19 protein-coding genes, 1 tRNA gene and 1 pseudogene are annotated in these 18,062 nt (G+C 30.8%); 11 read left to right on the top strand and 10 right to left on the bottom strand.

Features of this window, described 5'->3' with window-relative positions; genetic code table 11:
• Positions 1 to 80 precede the first annotated feature (80 nt).
• Entirely contained in the window at positions 81 to 515 is a 435-nt protein-coding gene (locus P5P89_RS09085) for a hypothetical protein (protein ID WP_278011634.1), read from the bottom strand.
• 135 nt (positions 516 to 650) lie between these two features.
• Between P5P89_RS09085 and P5P89_RS09090 the strand changes: the two genes are divergently transcribed.
• Positions 651 to 1,631 (top strand): SPFH domain-containing protein, encoded by a 981-nt coding sequence (locus tag P5P89_RS09090; protein ID WP_278011635.1) that lies wholly within the window; start codon positions 651 to 653, stop codon positions 1,629 to 1,631.
• A gap of 21 nt (positions 1,632 to 1,652) precedes the next feature.
• Here P5P89_RS09090 and P5P89_RS09095 read toward each other — a convergent pair whose 3' ends face one another.
• The 4 genes from P5P89_RS09095 to P5P89_RS09110 all read right to left on the bottom strand — a co-directional run bounded on the left by P5P89_RS09095 (position 1,653) and on the right by P5P89_RS09110 (position 5,474).
• The gene (locus P5P89_RS09095) at positions 1,653 to 1,907 is read right to left on the bottom strand and encodes a DUF6327 family protein (protein WP_278011636.1); all 255 of its coding nucleotides are present in this window, start codon (positions 1,905 to 1,907) and stop codon (positions 1,653 to 1,655) included.
• 3 nt (positions 1,908 to 1,910) lie between these two features.
• A complete protein-coding gene (locus tag P5P89_RS09100; protein WP_031453824.1) occupies positions 1,911 to 2,261 on the bottom strand; it encodes a hypothetical protein in 351 nt (116 codons plus the stop codon).
• 116 nt (positions 2,262 to 2,377) lie between these two features.
• On the bottom strand, positions 2,378 to 2,704 hold the full coding sequence (locus P5P89_RS09105) for a YtxH domain-containing protein (RefSeq protein ID WP_278011637.1): 327 nt from the start codon (positions 2,702 to 2,704) through the stop codon (positions 2,378 to 2,380).
• A 652-nt stretch (positions 2,705 to 3,356) separates the two neighbouring features.
• Positions 3,357 to 5,474, bottom strand: coding sequence for a glutamine--tRNA ligase/YqeY domain fusion protein (locus P5P89_RS09110; RefSeq protein WP_278011638.1), 2,118 nt, complete (start codon positions 5,472 to 5,474; stop codon positions 3,357 to 3,359).
• A gap of 105 nt (positions 5,475 to 5,579) precedes the next feature.
• Between P5P89_RS09110 and folB the strand changes: the two genes are divergently transcribed.
• Together folB and P5P89_RS09120 are read left to right on the top strand one after the other, a co-directional pair.
• Positions 5,580 to 5,939 carry a dihydroneopterin aldolase gene (gene folB, locus P5P89_RS09115; RefSeq protein ID WP_278011639.1) on the top strand — a complete coding sequence of 120 codons (360 nt, stop codon included), beginning with the start codon at positions 5,580 to 5,582 and terminating at the stop codon, positions 5,937 to 5,939.
• Between the two features lie 94 nt (positions 5,940 to 6,033).
• Positions 6,034 to 6,104 (top strand) — tRNA-Cys (locus P5P89_RS09120).
• A gap of 203 nt (positions 6,105 to 6,307) precedes the next feature.
• Here the strand turns inward: P5P89_RS09120 and P5P89_RS09125 are convergent.
• The 3 genes and pseudogenes from P5P89_RS09125 to rnr form a co-directional block, all read right to left on the bottom strand.
• Positions 6,308 to 6,985 carry a LysE family translocator gene (locus P5P89_RS09125; RefSeq protein ID WP_269234067.1) on the bottom strand — a complete coding sequence of 226 codons (678 nt, stop codon included), beginning with the start codon at positions 6,983 to 6,985 and terminating at the stop codon, positions 6,308 to 6,310.
• A 6-nt stretch (positions 6,986 to 6,991) separates the two neighbouring features.
• Positions 6,992 to 7,660, bottom strand: a complete 669-nt coding sequence (locus tag P5P89_RS09130) for a head GIN domain-containing protein (RefSeq protein WP_278011640.1) — start codon at positions 7,658 to 7,660, stop codon at positions 6,992 to 6,994.
• Between the two features lie 26 nt (positions 7,661 to 7,686).
• Positions 7,687 to 9,866: pseudogene (rnr, locus tag P5P89_RS09135) on the bottom strand (ribonuclease R).
• A 140-nt stretch (positions 9,867 to 10,006) separates the two neighbouring features.
• Between rnr and P5P89_RS09140 the strand changes: the two are divergent.
• The gene (locus P5P89_RS09140) at positions 10,007 to 10,240 is read left to right on the top strand and encodes a DUF2007 domain-containing protein (RefSeq protein ID WP_278011641.1); all 234 of its coding nucleotides are present in this window, start codon (positions 10,007 to 10,009) and stop codon (positions 10,238 to 10,240) included.
• A gap of 190 nt (positions 10,241 to 10,430) precedes the next feature.
• On the opposite strand, the gene P5P89_RS09145 is transcribed toward P5P89_RS09140, so the two are convergent.
• Positions 10,431 to 10,622 (bottom strand): hypothetical protein, encoded by a 192-nt coding sequence (locus P5P89_RS09145; protein WP_278011642.1) that lies wholly within the window; start codon positions 10,620 to 10,622, stop codon positions 10,431 to 10,433.
• A 392-nt stretch (positions 10,623 to 11,014) separates the two neighbouring features.
• On the opposite strand from P5P89_RS09145, the gene rpiB reads away from it, so the two are divergent.
• On the top strand, positions 11,015 to 11,446 hold the full coding sequence (gene rpiB / locus P5P89_RS09150) for a ribose 5-phosphate isomerase B (protein WP_078226741.1): 432 nt from the start codon (positions 11,015 to 11,017) through the stop codon (positions 11,444 to 11,446).
• A 140-nt stretch (positions 11,447 to 11,586) separates the two neighbouring features.
• Here rpiB and P5P89_RS09155 read toward each other — a convergent pair whose 3' ends face one another.
• Positions 11,587 to 11,856 (bottom strand): DUF1294 domain-containing protein, encoded by a 270-nt coding sequence (locus P5P89_RS09155; protein WP_278011643.1) that lies wholly within the window; start codon positions 11,854 to 11,856, stop codon positions 11,587 to 11,589.
• Positions 11,857 to 11,992: 136 nt separating this feature from the next.
• Here P5P89_RS09155 and P5P89_RS09160 point away from each other — a divergent pair, with 136 nt between their 5' ends.
• The 6 genes from P5P89_RS09160 (at position 11,993) to P5P89_RS09185 (ending at position 17,923) form a co-directional block, all read left to right on the top strand.
• Positions 11,993 to 12,688: a DUF3857 domain-containing protein gene (locus P5P89_RS09160; protein WP_278011644.1), complete on the top strand. Its 696-nt coding sequence runs from the start codon at positions 11,993 to 11,995 to the stop codon at positions 12,686 to 12,688.
• Positions 12,689 to 12,759: 71 nt separating this feature from the next.
• Complete coding sequence (locus P5P89_RS09165; RefSeq protein WP_278011645.1) at positions 12,760 to 13,350, top strand: transglutaminase-like domain-containing protein; 591 nt, start codon at positions 12,760 to 12,762, stop codon at positions 13,348 to 13,350.
• Positions 13,328 to 13,585 carry a hypothetical protein gene (locus tag P5P89_RS09170; RefSeq protein ID WP_278011646.1) on the top strand — a complete coding sequence of 86 codons (258 nt, stop codon included), beginning with the start codon at positions 13,328 to 13,330 and terminating at the stop codon, positions 13,583 to 13,585. The genes P5P89_RS09165 and P5P89_RS09170 overlap by 23 nt, the downstream gene beginning before the upstream one ends.
• A 71-nt stretch (positions 13,586 to 13,656) precedes the next feature.
• Positions 13,657 to 13,854, top strand: coding sequence for a hypothetical protein (locus tag P5P89_RS09175; RefSeq protein ID WP_278011647.1), 198 nt, complete (start codon positions 13,657 to 13,659; stop codon positions 13,852 to 13,854).
• Positions 13,854 to 15,758 carry a hypothetical protein gene (locus P5P89_RS09180; protein ID WP_278011648.1) on the top strand — a complete coding sequence of 635 codons (1,905 nt, stop codon included), beginning with the start codon at positions 13,854 to 13,856 and terminating at the stop codon, positions 15,756 to 15,758. Before P5P89_RS09175 ends, P5P89_RS09180 begins: the two co-directional genes overlap by 1 nt.
• Positions 15,759 to 15,799: 41 nt before the next feature.
• The gene (locus tag P5P89_RS09185; protein ID WP_278011649.1) at positions 15,800 to 17,923 is read left to right on the top strand and encodes a Tex family protein; all 2,124 of its coding nucleotides are present in this window, start codon (positions 15,800 to 15,802) and stop codon (positions 17,921 to 17,923) included.
• Positions 17,924 to 18,062: the final 139 nt, after the last annotated feature.

Below are 18,062 nucleotides of genomic sequence, written 5' to 3' on the forward strand. Positions count from 1 at the left end.
GGTAGTTTCTAATTTTATTCTTACTTTTTCTTTTGTTTTTATATTAGAAGCCTCTAAATAAATTTCATCTTTTTCATAATTTATTTTTTCTTATTTTTTTGATTTGTTAAAGTAAGTTCAAATAAATCATCATAAGAAGAACAAAAACGAGAAAATATCCAGTTTCCAATCATGTAATCATATCCCTTATTAAAATCATAGTCTTTAAAATATTTTATATTTCGAATAATGTCATTTTTATTAATTGTTTTAATTAATGCACAGTTAACATGTTTATTATTTTCAAACAAAATAGATTTAATACCATTAGCATCATATAAATTAGCATCTGTAGCTAACGTAACAAAAGAATTTTTAACATCATCAGCTGTAAAAAGTAGAAAATTTTTAGAAAATGGCAAATATCTAAAAGCAGCAGGTTTACTAATATCTGTATACTTTTCGTCAACAATAACAGTCTGAGCAGATAAACAAATAGAAGAAAACAAGGCAATACTAAGTAGTATTTTTTTCATAAATTTTTATATTGTTTTAATTAATGAGCCAAAAGTAAAATAAATTTTAACAAAAAAAATCGGGTAAACAAATAAAATTTAAATAAGAAGAAATTTCGTAATTTACAGCACCTAAAAACTTAAATAAATATCATTATGAGTATCCCATTCATTATCATTTTTGTAATTGCATTCTTTATTTTCCTATCGTCATTCTTTACAGTAAAACAACAATCCTCTGTAATTATCGAAAGATTTGGAAAATTTCAGAGTGTTAGAAATTCCGGGTTGCAACTTAAAATTCCGGTTGTTGACAGAATTGCAGGACGTGTAAATCTTAAGATTCAACAATTAGATGTTATCATTGAAACCAAAACCAAAGACAACGTTTTTATCAAAATGAAAGTTTCTGTTCAATTTAAAGTGATTCAGGAAAGCGTGTATGAAGCTTTTTATAAACTTGAATATCCGCATGATCAAATAACTTCTTATGTATTTGATGTGGTTCGTGCCGAAGTTCCAAAACTAAAATTAGATGATGTTTTTGAAAGAAAAGATGATATCGCAGTTGCTGTAAAACGTGAATTAAACGAAGCAATGTCTACTTATGGATATGATATTATCAATACTTTGGTAACTGATATTGATCCGGATATCCAGGTAAAAAATGCAATGAACAGAATTAACGCTGCCGACAGAGAAAAAACGGCTGCTGAGTTTGAAGCAGAAAGTTCAAGAATCAGAATCGTTGCAAAAGCAAAAGCTGAAGCCGAAAGTAAACGTTTACAAGGACAAGGTATTGCAGATCAGCGTCGTGAAATTGCCAGAGGATTAGTAGAAAGTGTTGAAGTTTTAAACAATGTCGGAATCAATTCTCAGGAAGCTTCTGCCTTAATTGTTGTTACGCAACATTATGATACTTTACAAGCAATTGGAGCTGATGCTAATTCTAATTTAATTTTGTTACCTAATTCTCCACAAGCCGGAAGTGACATGTTGAATAACATGGTTGCTTCATTTTCTGCATCAAACCAGGTTGGTGAAATGATGAAAAAACACAATAAAAAAGTCGAAAAACCAAAACCAATTCAGCCACAATCTGGTTACGAAGATGATATTCAACCAGAAATTAAATAATACAAAAAATGAAAAAGAGGCTTAATTGCCTCTTTTTTTATTTAAAAACCAATTGATTATAAAAGGTAAAATTGATGGTAAAATGCTTCCATAAGAATTTGAAATGTAATCTTTGAACGAAGAAAAAATTCCGCCAAGTACATTTTCTGGAGTAATGCTTTCTTTAGTTTTCTGTAAACTTAAAACCAATTTCTGATAATTGATCTCTTTTTGGAGTTTCAAAATTTCAAGATCCTTCTCTATTTCAGCATACGATGAGTACTTTTTTACTTCCATAAATTAATCGTTAAAAAAGATTTCTGAAAATTTCTCTAAAATCGGACCTTCAACAAACTTATCTTTTATAAAGAAAAGTAAAATTGTAAACACAAAATAGATCCCCCCTACTGCTAAAAATCCGAGTGCATTACTTTCGAATAAAGATCCAAAAGCATAAGCAGCAGCAAAAGATCCAAAAATCATTACCATACTAAAACATAATAAAATCAACGTAAACTTAAATATTAAAGTTGTTGATTTCATTGCTACTTTAAAACCCCATAATTTATAATAAGCTAAATTACTGTCAATATAAGCTTTAGTATTTTCCTGTATATTCTCTGTATTTTCTTTTAGTTCTTCAAAAGCCATAATTTTAAATTTCATTAAAAAAAGAAACACAAAACAAACTGTTTATAAATTGAATGTCAATATTATAAAATATTTAATCAACTATAAATCAGGTAAACTTTGTGTTTCCTCGATTATTACTTTTGATATTTAGCATTTTGTGTCTTTAAATCAGCTAGTTTAGATTCTAAAAAAGAAATAACTTCTTCTGTTTTATGACTTACATTTGAAAGTAATTCATCAAAAGTTCCATCAAGACTCTCTGTAGCACTTGCAAATTTTTCACGCAAAACTTCTGAACTTGCTTCTAAGGAGTCTTTTAAATTGTTGGCAGTATCTCCCAGATTTTCTTTAATTTTTGCTCTTGTGTTTGAGCCTTTATCAGGAGCTAACAAAATTCCTATCGCTGCACCTACAGCTGCACCGGCTAAAATTGCTGCAATCGTATTTGAATTGTTTGACATAATATTAAAATTTAAAGTGATTAATAAAGATACTCTTTTCTGAATTATAAAATTTCATATTTGACCTTTAGTATAAAAATACTGACTTTATAAACAATTGAATGTTAACAACCCATTAAACTGGCAAAATTGAGGTTGAAAATTAAAATTAGACCATTAAATCAATAATAATTCAAAAGATGATTAATGTGATAGAAGAAATTAAAAGTGGTCTTAAAATTAATTTATGGAGGTTAATTTTAATTATAATAAACTATATATTTTTTAAATATGATAGTTTTTATAAATAATAAATAAAATATTAAAATTTAAATTAATTAATAAATAAAATTGATATTTATAGAAAAATAGATTTTTGAAGTTTATATTCTGAATTAAATGAAAATAAAATCTCGTTTTAAACTTTATCAACAATTCAATGTTGATAAGCGTTAAAAGAGCATAAATGGAAGTAAAAATTAAAATAAAGCTTTCTCTTTAACTATTTTTAGAAAGATGATAAATGAATCGGAAGTAATTAAAAAATGTCTTAAAATCAATTTATGAAGGTTACTTTTAATCTATCAAAATTATAATTTAAAACATTATAATAGAAAAAATAAATAATAAAAAAAAGCGCTAATAAAAGCGCTTTTAATAAATAATATTGATATTACTTCTTCGTCATTTCAGCGAGAATTTCAATTTCTCTTTCCGAAGCATTTTTTGGTGGATTTGAATATGATTTCAAAATATCTTCTTCAAATTGCTTTCTTAAATCTGAATTTTCAATATCTCTTAAATTCAAAAGTGCTTTCGATCTCACATAAGTCGATTCACTTCTGAGAGACATCGTATATAATTTTTTAATATCCTCATCTTCAAAATCCGAAGATTTCCAGTTTGAATATTTCAATAAAAATTGAGAAAACAACAATGAAGCTTTATTATTGTTGATATTCTTCTTTAATGAATTTTGTAATAAAGAAAAACTTGAAATAGTTGCGATGCTCTCCCCTATCGCACTTTCAATTGCAATACGTTCCTGTTTAGTTTCAACTTTAAAATATTTGTTAATTTCTTTTAAAGAATTATTGATGCTGTTTTCTTCTTTTTTACCTTTTTCTTCCCAGGCATCTTTCAGTCCAACAGTTTTATTAAATACTAATTTTGAAGCAGTTGAGTCTTTATCAACAGTAAAATAACCCAAACGCTGAAATTGGAATTTATCTTCATTTTGAGCTGTTGCTAAACTTGGTTCAACATATCCAGTTACGATTTCTAATGAATTTGGATTCACAAAATCTAAGAAATTTTTCTCTTTATAACTGTCTGGAGCTTCATCTGTAAACAAGCGATCGTACAAACGAACTTCTGCTTCTAAAGCATGTTTTATAGAAACCCAATGTAAGGTTCCGGATACTTTTCTCTGGCTTGCTTCTGTTCCGCTTCCGCTTAAAGAATCGGTATCATAAGTTACATGAATTTCAGTAATATTGCCTTCAGCATCTTTTATAACTGATTCTGCTTTAATAATATACGCATTTTTAAGACGTACTTCTTTTCCGAGAGTCAAACGGAAATATTTAGCCGGAGCTTCTTCTAAAAAATCTTCTCTTTCAATGTATAATTCACGGGAAAAAGGTACTTTTCTGAAACCTGCATTTTCATCTTCCTGATTATTTTCGGCTTCAAGCCACTCTTCTTTTCCTTCAGGATAATTGGTAATTACCAATTTTACAGGATCCAAAACTGCCATTACACGAGGTGCAATTTTGTTCAGATCTTCACGAATACAAAACTCTAAAACCGATACATTGATCAAGTTATCACGTTTTGCAATACCAATTGTATTAGCAAAATTACGTAAAGAAGCAGCGGTATAACCACGTCTTCTTAATCCTGAAATAGTAGACATTCTGGGATCATCCCAACCGTTAACATGCTTTTCTTTAACCAATTGCTGTAATTTTCTTTTACTAACAACAGTGTGTGATAAATTACGTCTGGCAAATTCCCTTTGTTTTGGACGAATTAGATTTTCATCTATAATCTGGTCTAAAAACCAATCGTACAATTCACGGTGAGGCAGGAATTCCAGTGTACAAAATGAATGTGAAATAGCTTCTAAATAATCACTTTGTCCATGTGCCCAATCGTACATTGGATAGATTTTCCAGGTATCTCCGGTTCTATGGTGATGTTTGTGTAAAATCCTGTACATGATAGGATCACGCATCAACATGTTAGTTGATTTCATGTCAATTTTAGCACGAAGAATATGTGTGCCAGCTTCAAATTCACCATTTTTCATTCTTTCGAATAAATCTAAATTTTCTTCAACAGAACGATTTCTGTATGGACTATCAGTTCCTACAGTTGTAGGAGTTCCTTTTTGAGCAGCCATTTCTTCAGAAGTCTGACTGTCAACATACGCCTTATCTTTTTTAATTAATAAAACGGCCCAATCGTACAGCTGTTGAAAATAATCTGAAGCATAACATTCTTCTGCCCAGGTATATCCTAACCATTCTACGTCTTTTTTAATAGCATCAACAAATTCCTGTTCTTCTTTTTCCGGATTTGTATCGTCAAAACGTAAATTTACAGGTGACTGATAATCAATTCCTAAACCAAAATTTAATGCAATAGAACTTGCGTGTCCAATGTGTAAATAACCGTTTGGTTCGGGTGGAAAACGAAAGCGTAATTTAGAATTTGAAAGACCTGATTTAAGATCTTCTTCTATGATTTGTTCAATAAAATTGAGTGATTTATCTTCTGATGCCATTATTTATAGTAATTTTAGCAAAGATAAAAAAAGGTTTCAGGTTTCAGGTTTAAAGTTATTTAACTAGTGCAAAACCTGAAACTTTAAACGTGAAACAACATAAAAATGGGCATTATAAAATTAAAAAACATCCGTACTTTTTCTTATCATGGATGTATGATTGAAGAAGGAAAAATAGGATCTGATTACACTGTTGACTTAAAAATTAAAACCAATTTACAGCAATCAGCAGAAACAGATGACCTAACTGATACGGTCGATTATGTACATTTGAATAAAATTGTTACTGAGGAAATGGCAATTCGTTCGCATTTATTAGAACATGTAGCTAAAAGAATCAATAATCGCATATTGGCAGAGATACAATCAGTAGAAAAAACGACAGTTTGGGTTTCAAAGATAAATCCTCCTATTGGTGGTGATGTTGAATCAGTTACCATAAAAATGACGGAAATCAGAAAGTAATTCTTTAGGTTAAAACCGTATTTTTTCAAAATACTTTATTCGAAACTTTTTAATTTTAAAGATTTTAGTTACTTTTGCCATCCGTTCAAGCAATGGCGTCGTGGCCGAGCGGCTAGGCTGGGCTCTGCAAAAGCTCCTACTCCGGTTCGAATCCGGACGATGCCTCAAAACCTTCAAGGAAACTTGGAGGTTTTTTTATATCTAATTTTTAAGAAAAATTAATTAAAGAGATAGTTCGAATCTCGAGGATTCTTCCAAAATACATACAGTAATGTGTGTATTTTTTGTGCTTTATTTTGACGATCTTATAAACACAAAAAACCTCTGAAATCAGAGGTTCTATTTGTATTTTGAGTTATTAACAACTCTTATTTTTCTATCCTTTCAAAAGCATTTTTCATCATTTCTTTTTCTTTTGGAAACCATCCCTGGGTAATTAATACTACACCAAAAACCATTAAAACAATACTGATTCCTTTTTTAATTTTAAGAATATTCACAGGTGTCATTTTAGATTTTAATTGCTTGGCCAATACGATTTTAAGACAGTCAACCAATAAATATGTTATGATTACAGAAGTAAAAAAAGTAATCATTCTTGAGTTTTGCATTTCTAATTTTGGTCCGACAGAAATGATTACTGCAAGCCAGAAACCAAGAACTCCAATGTTAATAACGTTCAGTAAAAAGCCTTTTACAAATAAACTTCCATAATTTCTTTTTAAAATATCCCGATCAATTTCTTCATCATTGATTTTTTCTACTTTTTTTAATTTTACAAATGAAATAATACCATAAGACAACATAATGATACCGCCAAAAATAAAAAGAGCAGGATCATCCTTTAAACTTGAAATTAACCTGTAACTTCCTAAATAGGCAATTGCTATAAAAAAAATATCACCTAATACTACTCCAAGATCAAAGACAATTGCAGATCTAAAACCTTTGGTAATACTGGTTTCTAATAAAACAAAAAATACTGGACCCACCATAAAGCTCAGAACAAGCCCCCATGGCAGCCCAGCCAGAATATCATTTATCATTCAATATTATTTTACTTCTTCTATTTTACCTCCAAAAACTGTTTTTTGGTTAATTTGTTTAGGTTTCCCATAAATGTAAATAGAGCCTCCTGCGCTTACTTTTGCATCAACAAGTGTTGAAGCATTTACATCAGCTTTTCCTCCCGCAGAAACGCTTACTGTGGTCTGAGAGGTTTCTAATTTACTTGCTAATAAATAACCTCCTGCACCTAAACTTGCCACCTGGTTCGAAGCTTTTCCGGCTAAAGTAATTTCTCCTCCGGAAACTGAACTTACCTTAAGTTTTTCAACCTCCAAATCTACATTAATTTTTCCACCTTCCTGAGCACTTACTTTAAAACTTGTTGCTTTTATAGTTTCTGAACTAGTAACAATTGCTCCTTCATTAACATCAATAAGTTCAATATGTTTGTAATACAAAGTAACTTCTAAGTCCTCGCCGGACAAAAGTTTTGGAAATGGCATTCTTATTTTTAGAATACCATTTTTATTAACAGCTTCTAATTCTGCTTCCCTTACTCCTTTTATAACCAATTTATTTTCAGATGACTGAACTAATTTTACATGTAATTTATCGTAAACTTTAACAGTATCAAAATCTCCTAATGTTTTGGTAACCTGACCAAAAGACATTTGGAAAAATAAGACAACTGCAATTATAATTAATTTTTTCATTTCTTTAAATTTTTAAATTTAACAACTTATTCTGCTCGTCGTAAAAAATGGAAATCCAGTTGTTTTTTAACTAAATCTGCATTTTTTACTTTAACGTAAATTTCATCCCCTAATTGCAATATACTGTCAGAAGTAGCTCCTACAAGTGCATATTGCTTTTCATCAAAAGTATAATAATCATCTTTGATTTCTCTGATTCTTACCATTCCTTCGCATTTATTAGAAACAATTTCAACGTAAATTCCCCATTCGGTAACACCGGAAATAACACCAAGAAACTCTTCATCCTGGTGATCCTGCATGTATTTAACCTGCATGTATTTGATACTATCTCTTTCAGCATTTGTTGCTAAGCTTTCCATGTTAGAACAATGCAGACATTTGGTTTCGTATACTTCTTCGTCTACAGAAGCTCCTCCATCAAGGTAATACTGCAGCAAACGATGAACCATAACATCCGGATAACGACGAATTGGCGATGTAAAATGGCTGTAATAATCAAAAGCTAAACCGTAATGACCAATGTTATCTGTTGAATATTTGGCTTTACTCATACTTCTAATCGCAAGAGTATCAATTAAATTTTGCTCTTTTTTACCATTTACTTCTTCCATCAAAGAGTTCAATGATTTTGAAATATCGCCTTTATTTCTAAAGTCAATTTTATATCCAAACTTTGCAATTACCTGTTGCATTGCGATGAGTTTGTCTTCATTTGGTTCATCGTGAATACGATACACAAAAGTTTTCTTTTGTTTTCCGATATATTCTGCTACTTTTCTATTAGCCAAAAGCATGAATTCTTCAATCAGATGATTGGCATCTTTAGAAACTTTGAAATAAACACCTTCTGGTTCTCCTTCGGCATCCAAATTAAATTTCACTTCTACTTTATCAAAAGAAATAGCACCATTCTGCATTCTTTTCTTTCTTAAAATCTTTGCTAATTCATCTAGTTTTAAAGTTGCTTCAACAATTTCATCTGAAACAATATACGATTCTCCAGTTATCGAAATGTCAATTGGAATGGTATTATCTTTTGTTTCAATGATATACTGTGCTTCTTCATAAGCAAAACGCTGATCTGAATAAATTACAGTTCTACCTAACCATTGGTTAATAACTTGTGCAGTTGGCGAAACTTCAAATACTGCAGAGAAAGTATATTTTTCTTCATGTGGGCGAAGTGAACAGGCAAAATTCGATAATACTTCCGGAAGCATTGGCACTACTCTATCGACCAAATAAACTGAAGTTGCTCTTTGATAGGCTTCATCATCCAGAATTGTTCCTTCTTCCAGATAATACGAAACATCAGCAATATGAACACCAATTTCGTAATTTCCGTTTTCTAACTTTTTGAAAGACAACGCATCATCAAAATCTTTAGCATCTTTTGGATCAATGGTAAAGGTAAGCGTGTCACGCATATCACGACGTTTTGCAATCTCAGATTGCTGAATCGAAGTGTCTATTTTTTGAGCATACACCTCTACTTCTACCGGAAAATCTGATGGCAAACCATATTCAGCTAAAATAGCATGAATCTCTGTATTGTGTTCTCCTGGCTTGCCTAAAACTTTAATGACAGATCCAAAAGGACTATCAGCTCTCTTTGGCCAGTCTTCAATTGTTACTAAAACAACATCTCCATTTTCGGCCTCTCCTATTTTATCTTTCGGAATAAAAATATCCGTGTACATTTTAGGATTTGCAGTTGAAACAAAAGCAAAATTGGGCTGAATGTCAATTACTCCAACGAATTCTGTTTTGTTTCTTTCAACAACTTCAATTACTTCACCTTCAGGACGTTTTCCTTTTCTACGGTTATAAACATAAACTTTGACTTTATCTTTATCTAATGCACGATTCAGATTATTGGTCGGAATAAAAATGTCTTCTGCAAAATCTTCACAAATAAAATAAGCTGTTTTACGGCTTGTCATATCAATTGTTCCTTCGTAATAATCCTGGCTTTCAGCTTTTACTAAATATTTACCAGGTTCCGATTCGATAATTTTTTTTGAACCAGCCATTATTTTTAAATCTTTTATGATCTGGTTTCTGCTTTTGTATCATCGAGTTCAAGTTTTGCTGCTATCTGTTTGTAATTAAATGCTTTATTAGGGCTTTTCGATAAAATCTTCAGTATTTTTCCTGAGAAATCGTTCTCATTTTTTATCGGTTTTCTAATTTTCTTACTCATATATCTTTTCTTATAAGGTTTAAAATTACAAATAAGATATCAGATAACGGATTTTAAGGTTTAGAATTATTAAAATTATAACTTTAAAAAGCAGATTTTTAGACATTTTTAAATTTCGTATCTTTATAAAAAGACCTTTTATGGAAAGCTTTAAAACAATTGCAATATTTAATTTTGAATACGAGACGGTAGTTCTTAAACATTTACTGGAGCAGGAAGATATCCCCTATTTTTTCGAGAACGAAATGACACTTTCAGTCGTACCTTTTTACACTACAGCTCTAGGCGGAATCAAACTTAAGGTTCATCCCAACGATTTTGTACAAGTTCAGCAAATTTTGGACAATCTCAATAATCCGCTTAAAATTGTTTGAGACAATTCAATTCAAACAAAAATTCATTTTAAAAATAAAATTTTTCATTTTCAACTTTTTTAGTTTTCAACATATATTAAATACAACAAAAAAGATTTTTAAAAATTTAAAAAAAATTGATGGTTATTATAGTGTGTTAATATGTGATATAAATTTATTTTTAAAAGTATTGAAATGAAGTTTCTTTTAGTTATTCTGAGTTATCAACATAGTTATTTGTAGTTAAAATATTAATTTTTAAGCCTTTTTCAATTTTAATTAACAACGGTTGACAACCAGAAATAGATTCATTTTGTAAATAAGTTGATATGTTCATTTTTGTTGAAAATGGCATTTTTAATATTAATAACTTTTCTAAAAATTCCTGAAACTTTTCTTGCATTTTTGATTTCAGTTTTGGATTAAGTATTTTTTTCACACAACCAAAAAAAACTTCTAATTTTCTATATCAACTTATCAACATTTCCTGTTAATTTAAAGTTAACTGAATATCAACGAATTAAGAACTTCTATTAACACTATAAAAATTTAACAAAAAAAATGATCTTTATTTATTGAATACCAGTATTTTATATATTTATAAAAAATGTTGATAACCGATAAAGGTTTGAAATTTAGATAATTGCAATTATGATTTTTGTATACATTTTAAGCAAAATATTTGAACAACAATTTTCTGTTAATAAACAAAAAAATAGTGAAAATTACTCTAATTTATAGAGAACATTCAATTATTGAGTAAATTTGCACAAACACAACTTAATAGTATTTAAAATGAAAATTTCGATAGGAAACGATCACGCAGGACCGGAGTATAAAAAAGCTATTGTAGCTATGCTTAAAGCAAAAGGATATGAAGTAACCAATTACGGAACAGATTCTGAAGATTCAGTTGATTATCCGGATTTTGGTCATCCTGTTGCTACTGATGTATCTGAAGGAAAAGCCGATTTTGGAATCGTAATCTGCGGAAGTGGAAACGGAATAGCCATGACAGTTAACAAACATCCAAAAGTAAGAGCTGGTTTATGCTGGAGTAAAGAAATTGCGGTTTTAGTCCGTTTGCATAATGATGCTAACATTATCAGTATTCCGGCACGTTTTACTTCAATTCCACAGGCAGTAGAAATGGTAGAAACTTTTTTAAATACTGAATTTGAAGGTGGAAGACATCAAAACAGGGTGAATAAAATAGCTTGTTCGTAAACAAGTCAAAAAATTCGGTGCTTCGCACCATATAACAAAAGCAAACCGGGTGGATTTTTTAAATCTTTCCGGTTTTATTTTAAAATACTGTAAATCAGTTTATTATTTGTAAAATATATAGTTATTAACAATGTTGATATTTATATTTTATGATTGATTGTAAAATAAATAATCACAATCTGAATCAAAATAATTCCAATAAATTTTACAATAAAAGAAGTTTTAGCTGTTTTATGGCTAAAGATTAACATTGCTGTTAATAACCCAATCGAACCACCAATAAAAGCGAGAAAAAACAAGGTGTTTTCCGGAATTCTGCGTTTTTGTTTACGAGCCAAAAATTTGTCGTAACCTGTAATTATAAACTCAAGAACATTTACAAATAAAAAATACAGTAATAAAACTTCCATGGGTTAAAAAATAGAAACAAAGATATTATTTTAGCTGTCCGAAATTATCTCCAAAATAGATTTAATTGTTTACAAAATTTCTAGTAACGGTGATAAATATAATAGGTAAGAATATTGTTTACACCAAATCAAATCAATGAAAAAATATATTGTATTGTTTTTATTTTCTTTTCAATTGTATTCTCAGGAAAAGTCAAAAATAGTTTATAGCAACGAAACCGTGGTAATAAATTCTGGTAATGCCTTAGAAGTTGAAACTTTTGTAAACGAAAGCAGAGCAATTTCAAAAAGCAAAAATACTCAGGAATATACTATTAGAATTCCTTTTGATAGTTTCAGTGAAATTTCAAATATAAAGGGGTCGACTTATATTACAAAAACAAATAAAAGGATAGATTTAAGTTCTTATTCTATTGCTACAATCGATGCAGAGAATGAAAACATTTATAAAAGCGACAATAAATACAAATATTTTGTAATGCCTAAAGTGGAAGATAATTCCTTAATTGAATTCTCTTATAAAACAAAGCTCAAACAACCTCGGTTTTTATCCAGTTTCCGATTTCAAAATCCGATAAAAACACAAACTGCAAAACTTCAGATTCGATGTAATTCTTCTACTGAAATTGGATATAAACTTTTTGGAAATTATCAGGAAAAAATAGCTTTCAGTAAAACTAAAGAAGGAAATTTTGATATTTATACCTGGGAAGCCAATGATATTCCTGAATTTGAAGGCGAAGAGAATATGCCTAGTTCTTTATATTTCATGCCACATATTATTTTTTATATCAAAAGTTATGAAATAGAAGAAAAAAAGAAGAGTTATTAGGTACACCTGAAAAATTATACCAATGGTATTATTCAATCACAAAAGATATTAATAAAACGGATCAAACGGCTTTGAAGAACAAAACATTAGATTTGATAAAAGATAAAAACTCTGATTTAGAAAAGGCAAAAGCGATATATCAATGGGTTCAGCAAAATGTTCATTATGTTGCCTTTGAAGACGGAATGGGCGGTTTTATTCCCAGGGAAGCTTCAGATATTTTTCAAAAGTTATATGGAGACTGTAAAGATATGGCGAATCTTTTGAATGAAATGTTTAGATATGCGCAATTGAATTCTAATCTAACCTGGATTGGAACACGCCACAAACCATACACATATGCAGATGTTCCAACGCCACAGGTAGACAACCATATGATTACGAATGTAGTTATTGATGGTAAAAGTTATTTTATGGATGCCACGGATAAATTTTGTCCTTTTCCGTTTCCTTCTACTTTTATTCAGGGTAAAGAAGCTTTGATAGGAAAAACAGAAAAGGAATTTAAAATAGAAAAGATCCCGGAAGTTGAATCTGGCAGGAATAAAACTACAATCCTGATGAAATTGAATCTGGAAAATTCCAGCATTGTGGGAGATGTAAGCGTATCTGTATCAGGTTTTAAAAAAGAGTTATTTATTGAACCATCTTTCTGCTTATAATCAAAAAGAAAGTGAAATTTGGAAAGACATCATTACTGAAAATAATCAGAAGATACTTTTGGATATTCAGGAACTGCAAAAAAACGACTATCAGGAATTGCCCTCAAAAGCAAATTTTAGATTAAAATTAGAAAATGGTATTAAAGATGTCAACGGCAAATTATTATTAAAACCGGTATTGCTTTTTCCATTAAAAGAAAGTCTTATTGATATTGAAAAAGAAAACTTTCTATAGAAAATGACTTTGCTTATGTTTATGAAATACAGTATGAGTATCAATTACCACTGGATTATAAAGTAGAATTTATGCCTGAAAATGCAAAAACTGAAAACGATTTGGGAAGCTTTGATATTCAATACAAGCTTCTGAAAAATAATCTTATAGTAACTCAAAAGATAGCATCAAAAAAATTACTATTAGAAAATAAGGATTTTATACTTTGGAATTCTTTTTTAAAAACACTAACCAAACACTACAATCAATCCATAATTCTTTCTAAATAATGAAAAAAATAACTCTATTTTTGGTCTTGTTATTCTTCTTTCAAAGTTATTCGCAGGAAATAAAAAGCTACACTTGGGACGAAAAACCAATCTTTGATGAAATTCCGGCTGAACACAAAGACCAGCCTGCAGTAGTCTTGTTTGACAAACGCTGGATACATACAAGAGTTGGAGCTTATGCTTATGCAACTTTTGGAATGAATCATTTTGCCATAAAAATCAATAAAGCCGGGGAAATTAACAAATACAATAAGATTAAAGCCCAAGACAACGGATACATTCGTGATGTTCGTGATTTTCATGCGCGTATCATAAAACCTAACGGAGAAATAAAAATAATACCTCAGGATAAAATTATCGAAACGGAGATAGACAAAGTAAAATCAATTGTTTTTGAAGGGGTAGAAGCCGGTGATATTTTGGAATATTATTTCATTATAAAAGAAAACCCATCCGCTTATGGAGTAGAAATTTTCCAGAAAGATATTCCGGTATTATTTGCCGAATTCACGCATACTCAGGATGGCGTAAAATTTGAAACCTATGCCTCTTCAGAGTTTAAAAAAACGGGCAGCAGCAGCAAAACGATATTGACAGCCACTAATATTCCGGTTATTAAAGAAGAATCGAATGCAAAAAACATAAAGAATCTGGTAAAGTTAATCTATATGGTTTCGACGCCATCAATGGACATTTATAATTGGAATTATTTTTTACCACAATATCTTGCTAAACCGTCTTTTCAATATTTTAAGAAAGCCCAGGCTAGAGAATTTATTCAAAAATTAAATATTGGTACTGAATCAACCGAAGAGAAATTAATTAAAATTGATGAGTACATAAAAACCAATTTTGATTTTATAAGTAGAGGAGAAACAGCTCAAAAAATTTCGAATTTAAATAACGGCAAGCAAAAATTAACAGCAAGTGATATTTTTGACTTATATGGATTCACACTCAAAGAATTAAAAATTCCCTATAAAGTTGCAGTAGGTATGTCGCGATTTAATGGAGAGATTGATACCGAAAAATTTGTTGTACCTCTATCTCATGAATTCATGTATTACATTCCTGAAACTAAAAAATTCCTGTCTCCGTATGAGAAATATTTGTCTTATGGTTATCCGGTTTATGAGGTACAGGGTTCAGAAGGAAGAACATATTACCCGGCCCTTAAAGAAAACTATGTAGTAAGTTTTCCAATAGCTCCTGCAGAATATACTGTAAACGAATCACAAAGTACTGTTTCATTTTCAGATGACCTGACATTGGCAACTATAGAAAAAACACTTTCTTATACAGGGTATGATGGACAGTTGAATAGAAATTGGGTGAAATACATTAATGAAAATGAAGATGACAAAAAACTAGGGGAGTATATTAAGGAAAGAGTATTTGGTGATGATTTTAATATAAAAATAACCAATTATAGTTTTGAAAATCAAGAGTTCAAATACAATTACTCCAACACACCTTACCATGTAATAGTTAAAGCCGAAGCTCAGGAATCCTTAACTGAAAATGCCGGTAATCTGGTTTTGGTAAACCTCGGTAAAATGATTGGTAAGCAAGGAAATTTATATCAGGAAACGGATAGAAAATGGGATGTGGATTTAAAATATGCTAAAACATTCAAACACAAAATAGTTTTCAATATTCCGAACGGTTATGAGGTCGAAAGTTTTAAGGATTTGGAAATTGATAAGAAAACAAGTGGCGATGAAACCACAAATTGTTCTTTCAAATCAACCGTAAAAGTGGAAGGAAATCAATTAGTTGTTGAGGTTTTTGAGATTTACAAATCTATAAATTACCCAAAAGAAATCTATCAGGAATACAGAAATGTAGTCAATGCTTCTTCAGATTTTACAAAAGCATCAGTAGTATTGAGACCAAAAAAATAAAAAGGTTTTAAAAATAAATATTCATTATTAGAATAATAAAAATGACTAACATACAATTTATCGCTAAATCCGTTAACACGGCCCCAATAAACATTCAGAACACGGTAAAACTTTTAGAAGAAGATTGTACGATTCCGTTTATCTCTCGTTACCGAAAAGACTCGACCGGAAATCTTGACGAAGTTGTAATTGAGCAGATTGCAAAACTTCAGAAAGAATACGATACCCTTATAAAACGCAAAGAAGCGGTTTTAAAATCTATCGAAGAACAAAAAGCGCTTACACCAGATTTGAAGAAAAAAATTGAAGACAGTTTTGATTTACAAGAGATTGAAGATTTCTACCTTCCATACAAAAAGAAGAAAAAAACCAAAGCAGACGTAGCCCGCGAATTCGGATTGGAGCCATTGGCCAAATTAATGATGTCTGAAAGCGATTCTGATTTCGATTTTATTTCGACTCAATATTTAAATGAAAATGTGATCAATGAAGAAGCGGCCATTCAGGGCGCGAGAGATATCGTTGCAGAATGGATTAACGAAAATATTTATGTTCGTAAACAGCTTCGAAGACTATTTCAGCGAAAAGCCACAATTGCTACCAAGGTTGTAAAAAAGAAAGCGGAAGAAGAAGGAGCACAGAAATTCAGTCAGTATTTTGATTGGGAAGAGCCTTTAACAAAAGCTCCGGCACACCGTTTATTAGCCATGCTTCGTGCAGAAAATGAAGGTTTTATAAAATTGAAAATAGATGTAGATATTGACGAAGCTTACGATGTTATTGATGAAATTATTATTAAAAAACAAAATAATTCGACAGCACATTTACAGCTGGCGATTGAAGACAGTTACAAACGTTTATTGAATCCGGCAATTGGAAATGAAACTTTACAGGAAGCAAAAGCAAAGGCAGATGCTAATTCGATTCAGGTTTTTGCCAACAATTTAGGACAGCTTTTATTGGCACCGCCGTTGGGAGAAAAAAGAATCTTAGCGATTGATCCGGGATTCAGAAGTGGTTGTAAAGTTGTTTGTCTGGACGAAAAGGGTGATTTATTATACAATGAAACGATTTATCCGCACGCACCTCAAAACGAGGAAACCATGGCAATTAAAAAAATCCGTTCTATGGTAAATTCGTATAAAATTGATGCTATTTCTATTGGAAATGGAACCGCTTCCAGAGAAACCGAATTTTTCATCAAAAAAATAGCGTTCGATAAACCGATTCAGGTTTTTATCGTTTCTGAGGCCGGAGCTTCGGTATATTCGGCATCTAAAATTGCGAGAGAAGAATTTCCCAATTATGATGTAACCGTTCGTGGTTCGGTTTCTATCGGGAGACGACTTTCAGATCCTTTGGCCGAATTGGTAAAAATCGATCCGAAAGCGATTGGAGTAGGGCAGTACCAGCATGATGTTGACCAGACTAAATTAAAGGAAGAATTAGATAACACGGTAATTCGCTGCGTGAACTCGGTTGGGATTAACATCAACACGGCCAGTAAACATTTGCTAAGTTATGTGAGTGGGATAGGAGAGAAGCTGGCTGAAAACATTGTACAATACCGTTCTGAAAACGGGCCGTTTGAAGACAGAAGGCAACTGAAAAAAGTGCCTCGTTTAGGAGATAAAGCCTATCAGCAGGGAGCAGCGTTTGTCAGAATTTCGAATGCAAAAAATCCATTGGACAATTCGGCAGTGCATCCTGAAGCTTATCCGGTTGTGGAGAAGATGGCTAAAGATTTGAATATTTCTCTAAATGAATTAATTGCTAATAAAGAAAAAACAGCGCTTATTAAGGCCGAAAAATATGTAACACCTGAAATTGGTTTACTAACTTTAAAAGACATCATAAAAGAGCTTGAAAAGCCCGGATTAGACCCAAGAAAGTCGGCAAAGGTTTTTGAGTTTGATGCGAATGTAAAATCAATTAAAGATTTGAAAACCGGAATGATTTTGCCGGGAATTGTGAACAACATTACCAATTTTGGCTGTTTTGTTGATATCGGAATCAAGGAAAGCGGACTGGTCCATATTTCGCAATTGAAAGCCGGTTTTGTGAGCGATGTAAATGAAGTTGTAAAATTACATCAGCATGTTGAGGTGAAGGTTACTGAAGTTGATGAAGATAGAAAGAGGATTCAGTTGACTATGATATTGTAGAAAATTCTAATTTTTTAAATTCCAAATTCCAAAAACTGGAATTACTAGATATAAATAATCCCAAATTACAATTGTAGCTTGGGAGTTTTGTTTTAAATAATTCTCCCAATACTATATATTTGTAAGAAATCATTAAATC

Origin of the sequence: Flavobacterium gyeonganense, assembly GCF_029625295.1 — a bacterium.
Taxonomy (GTDB): domain Bacteria; phylum Bacteroidota; class Bacteroidia; order Flavobacteriales; family Flavobacteriaceae; genus Flavobacterium; species Flavobacterium gyeonganense.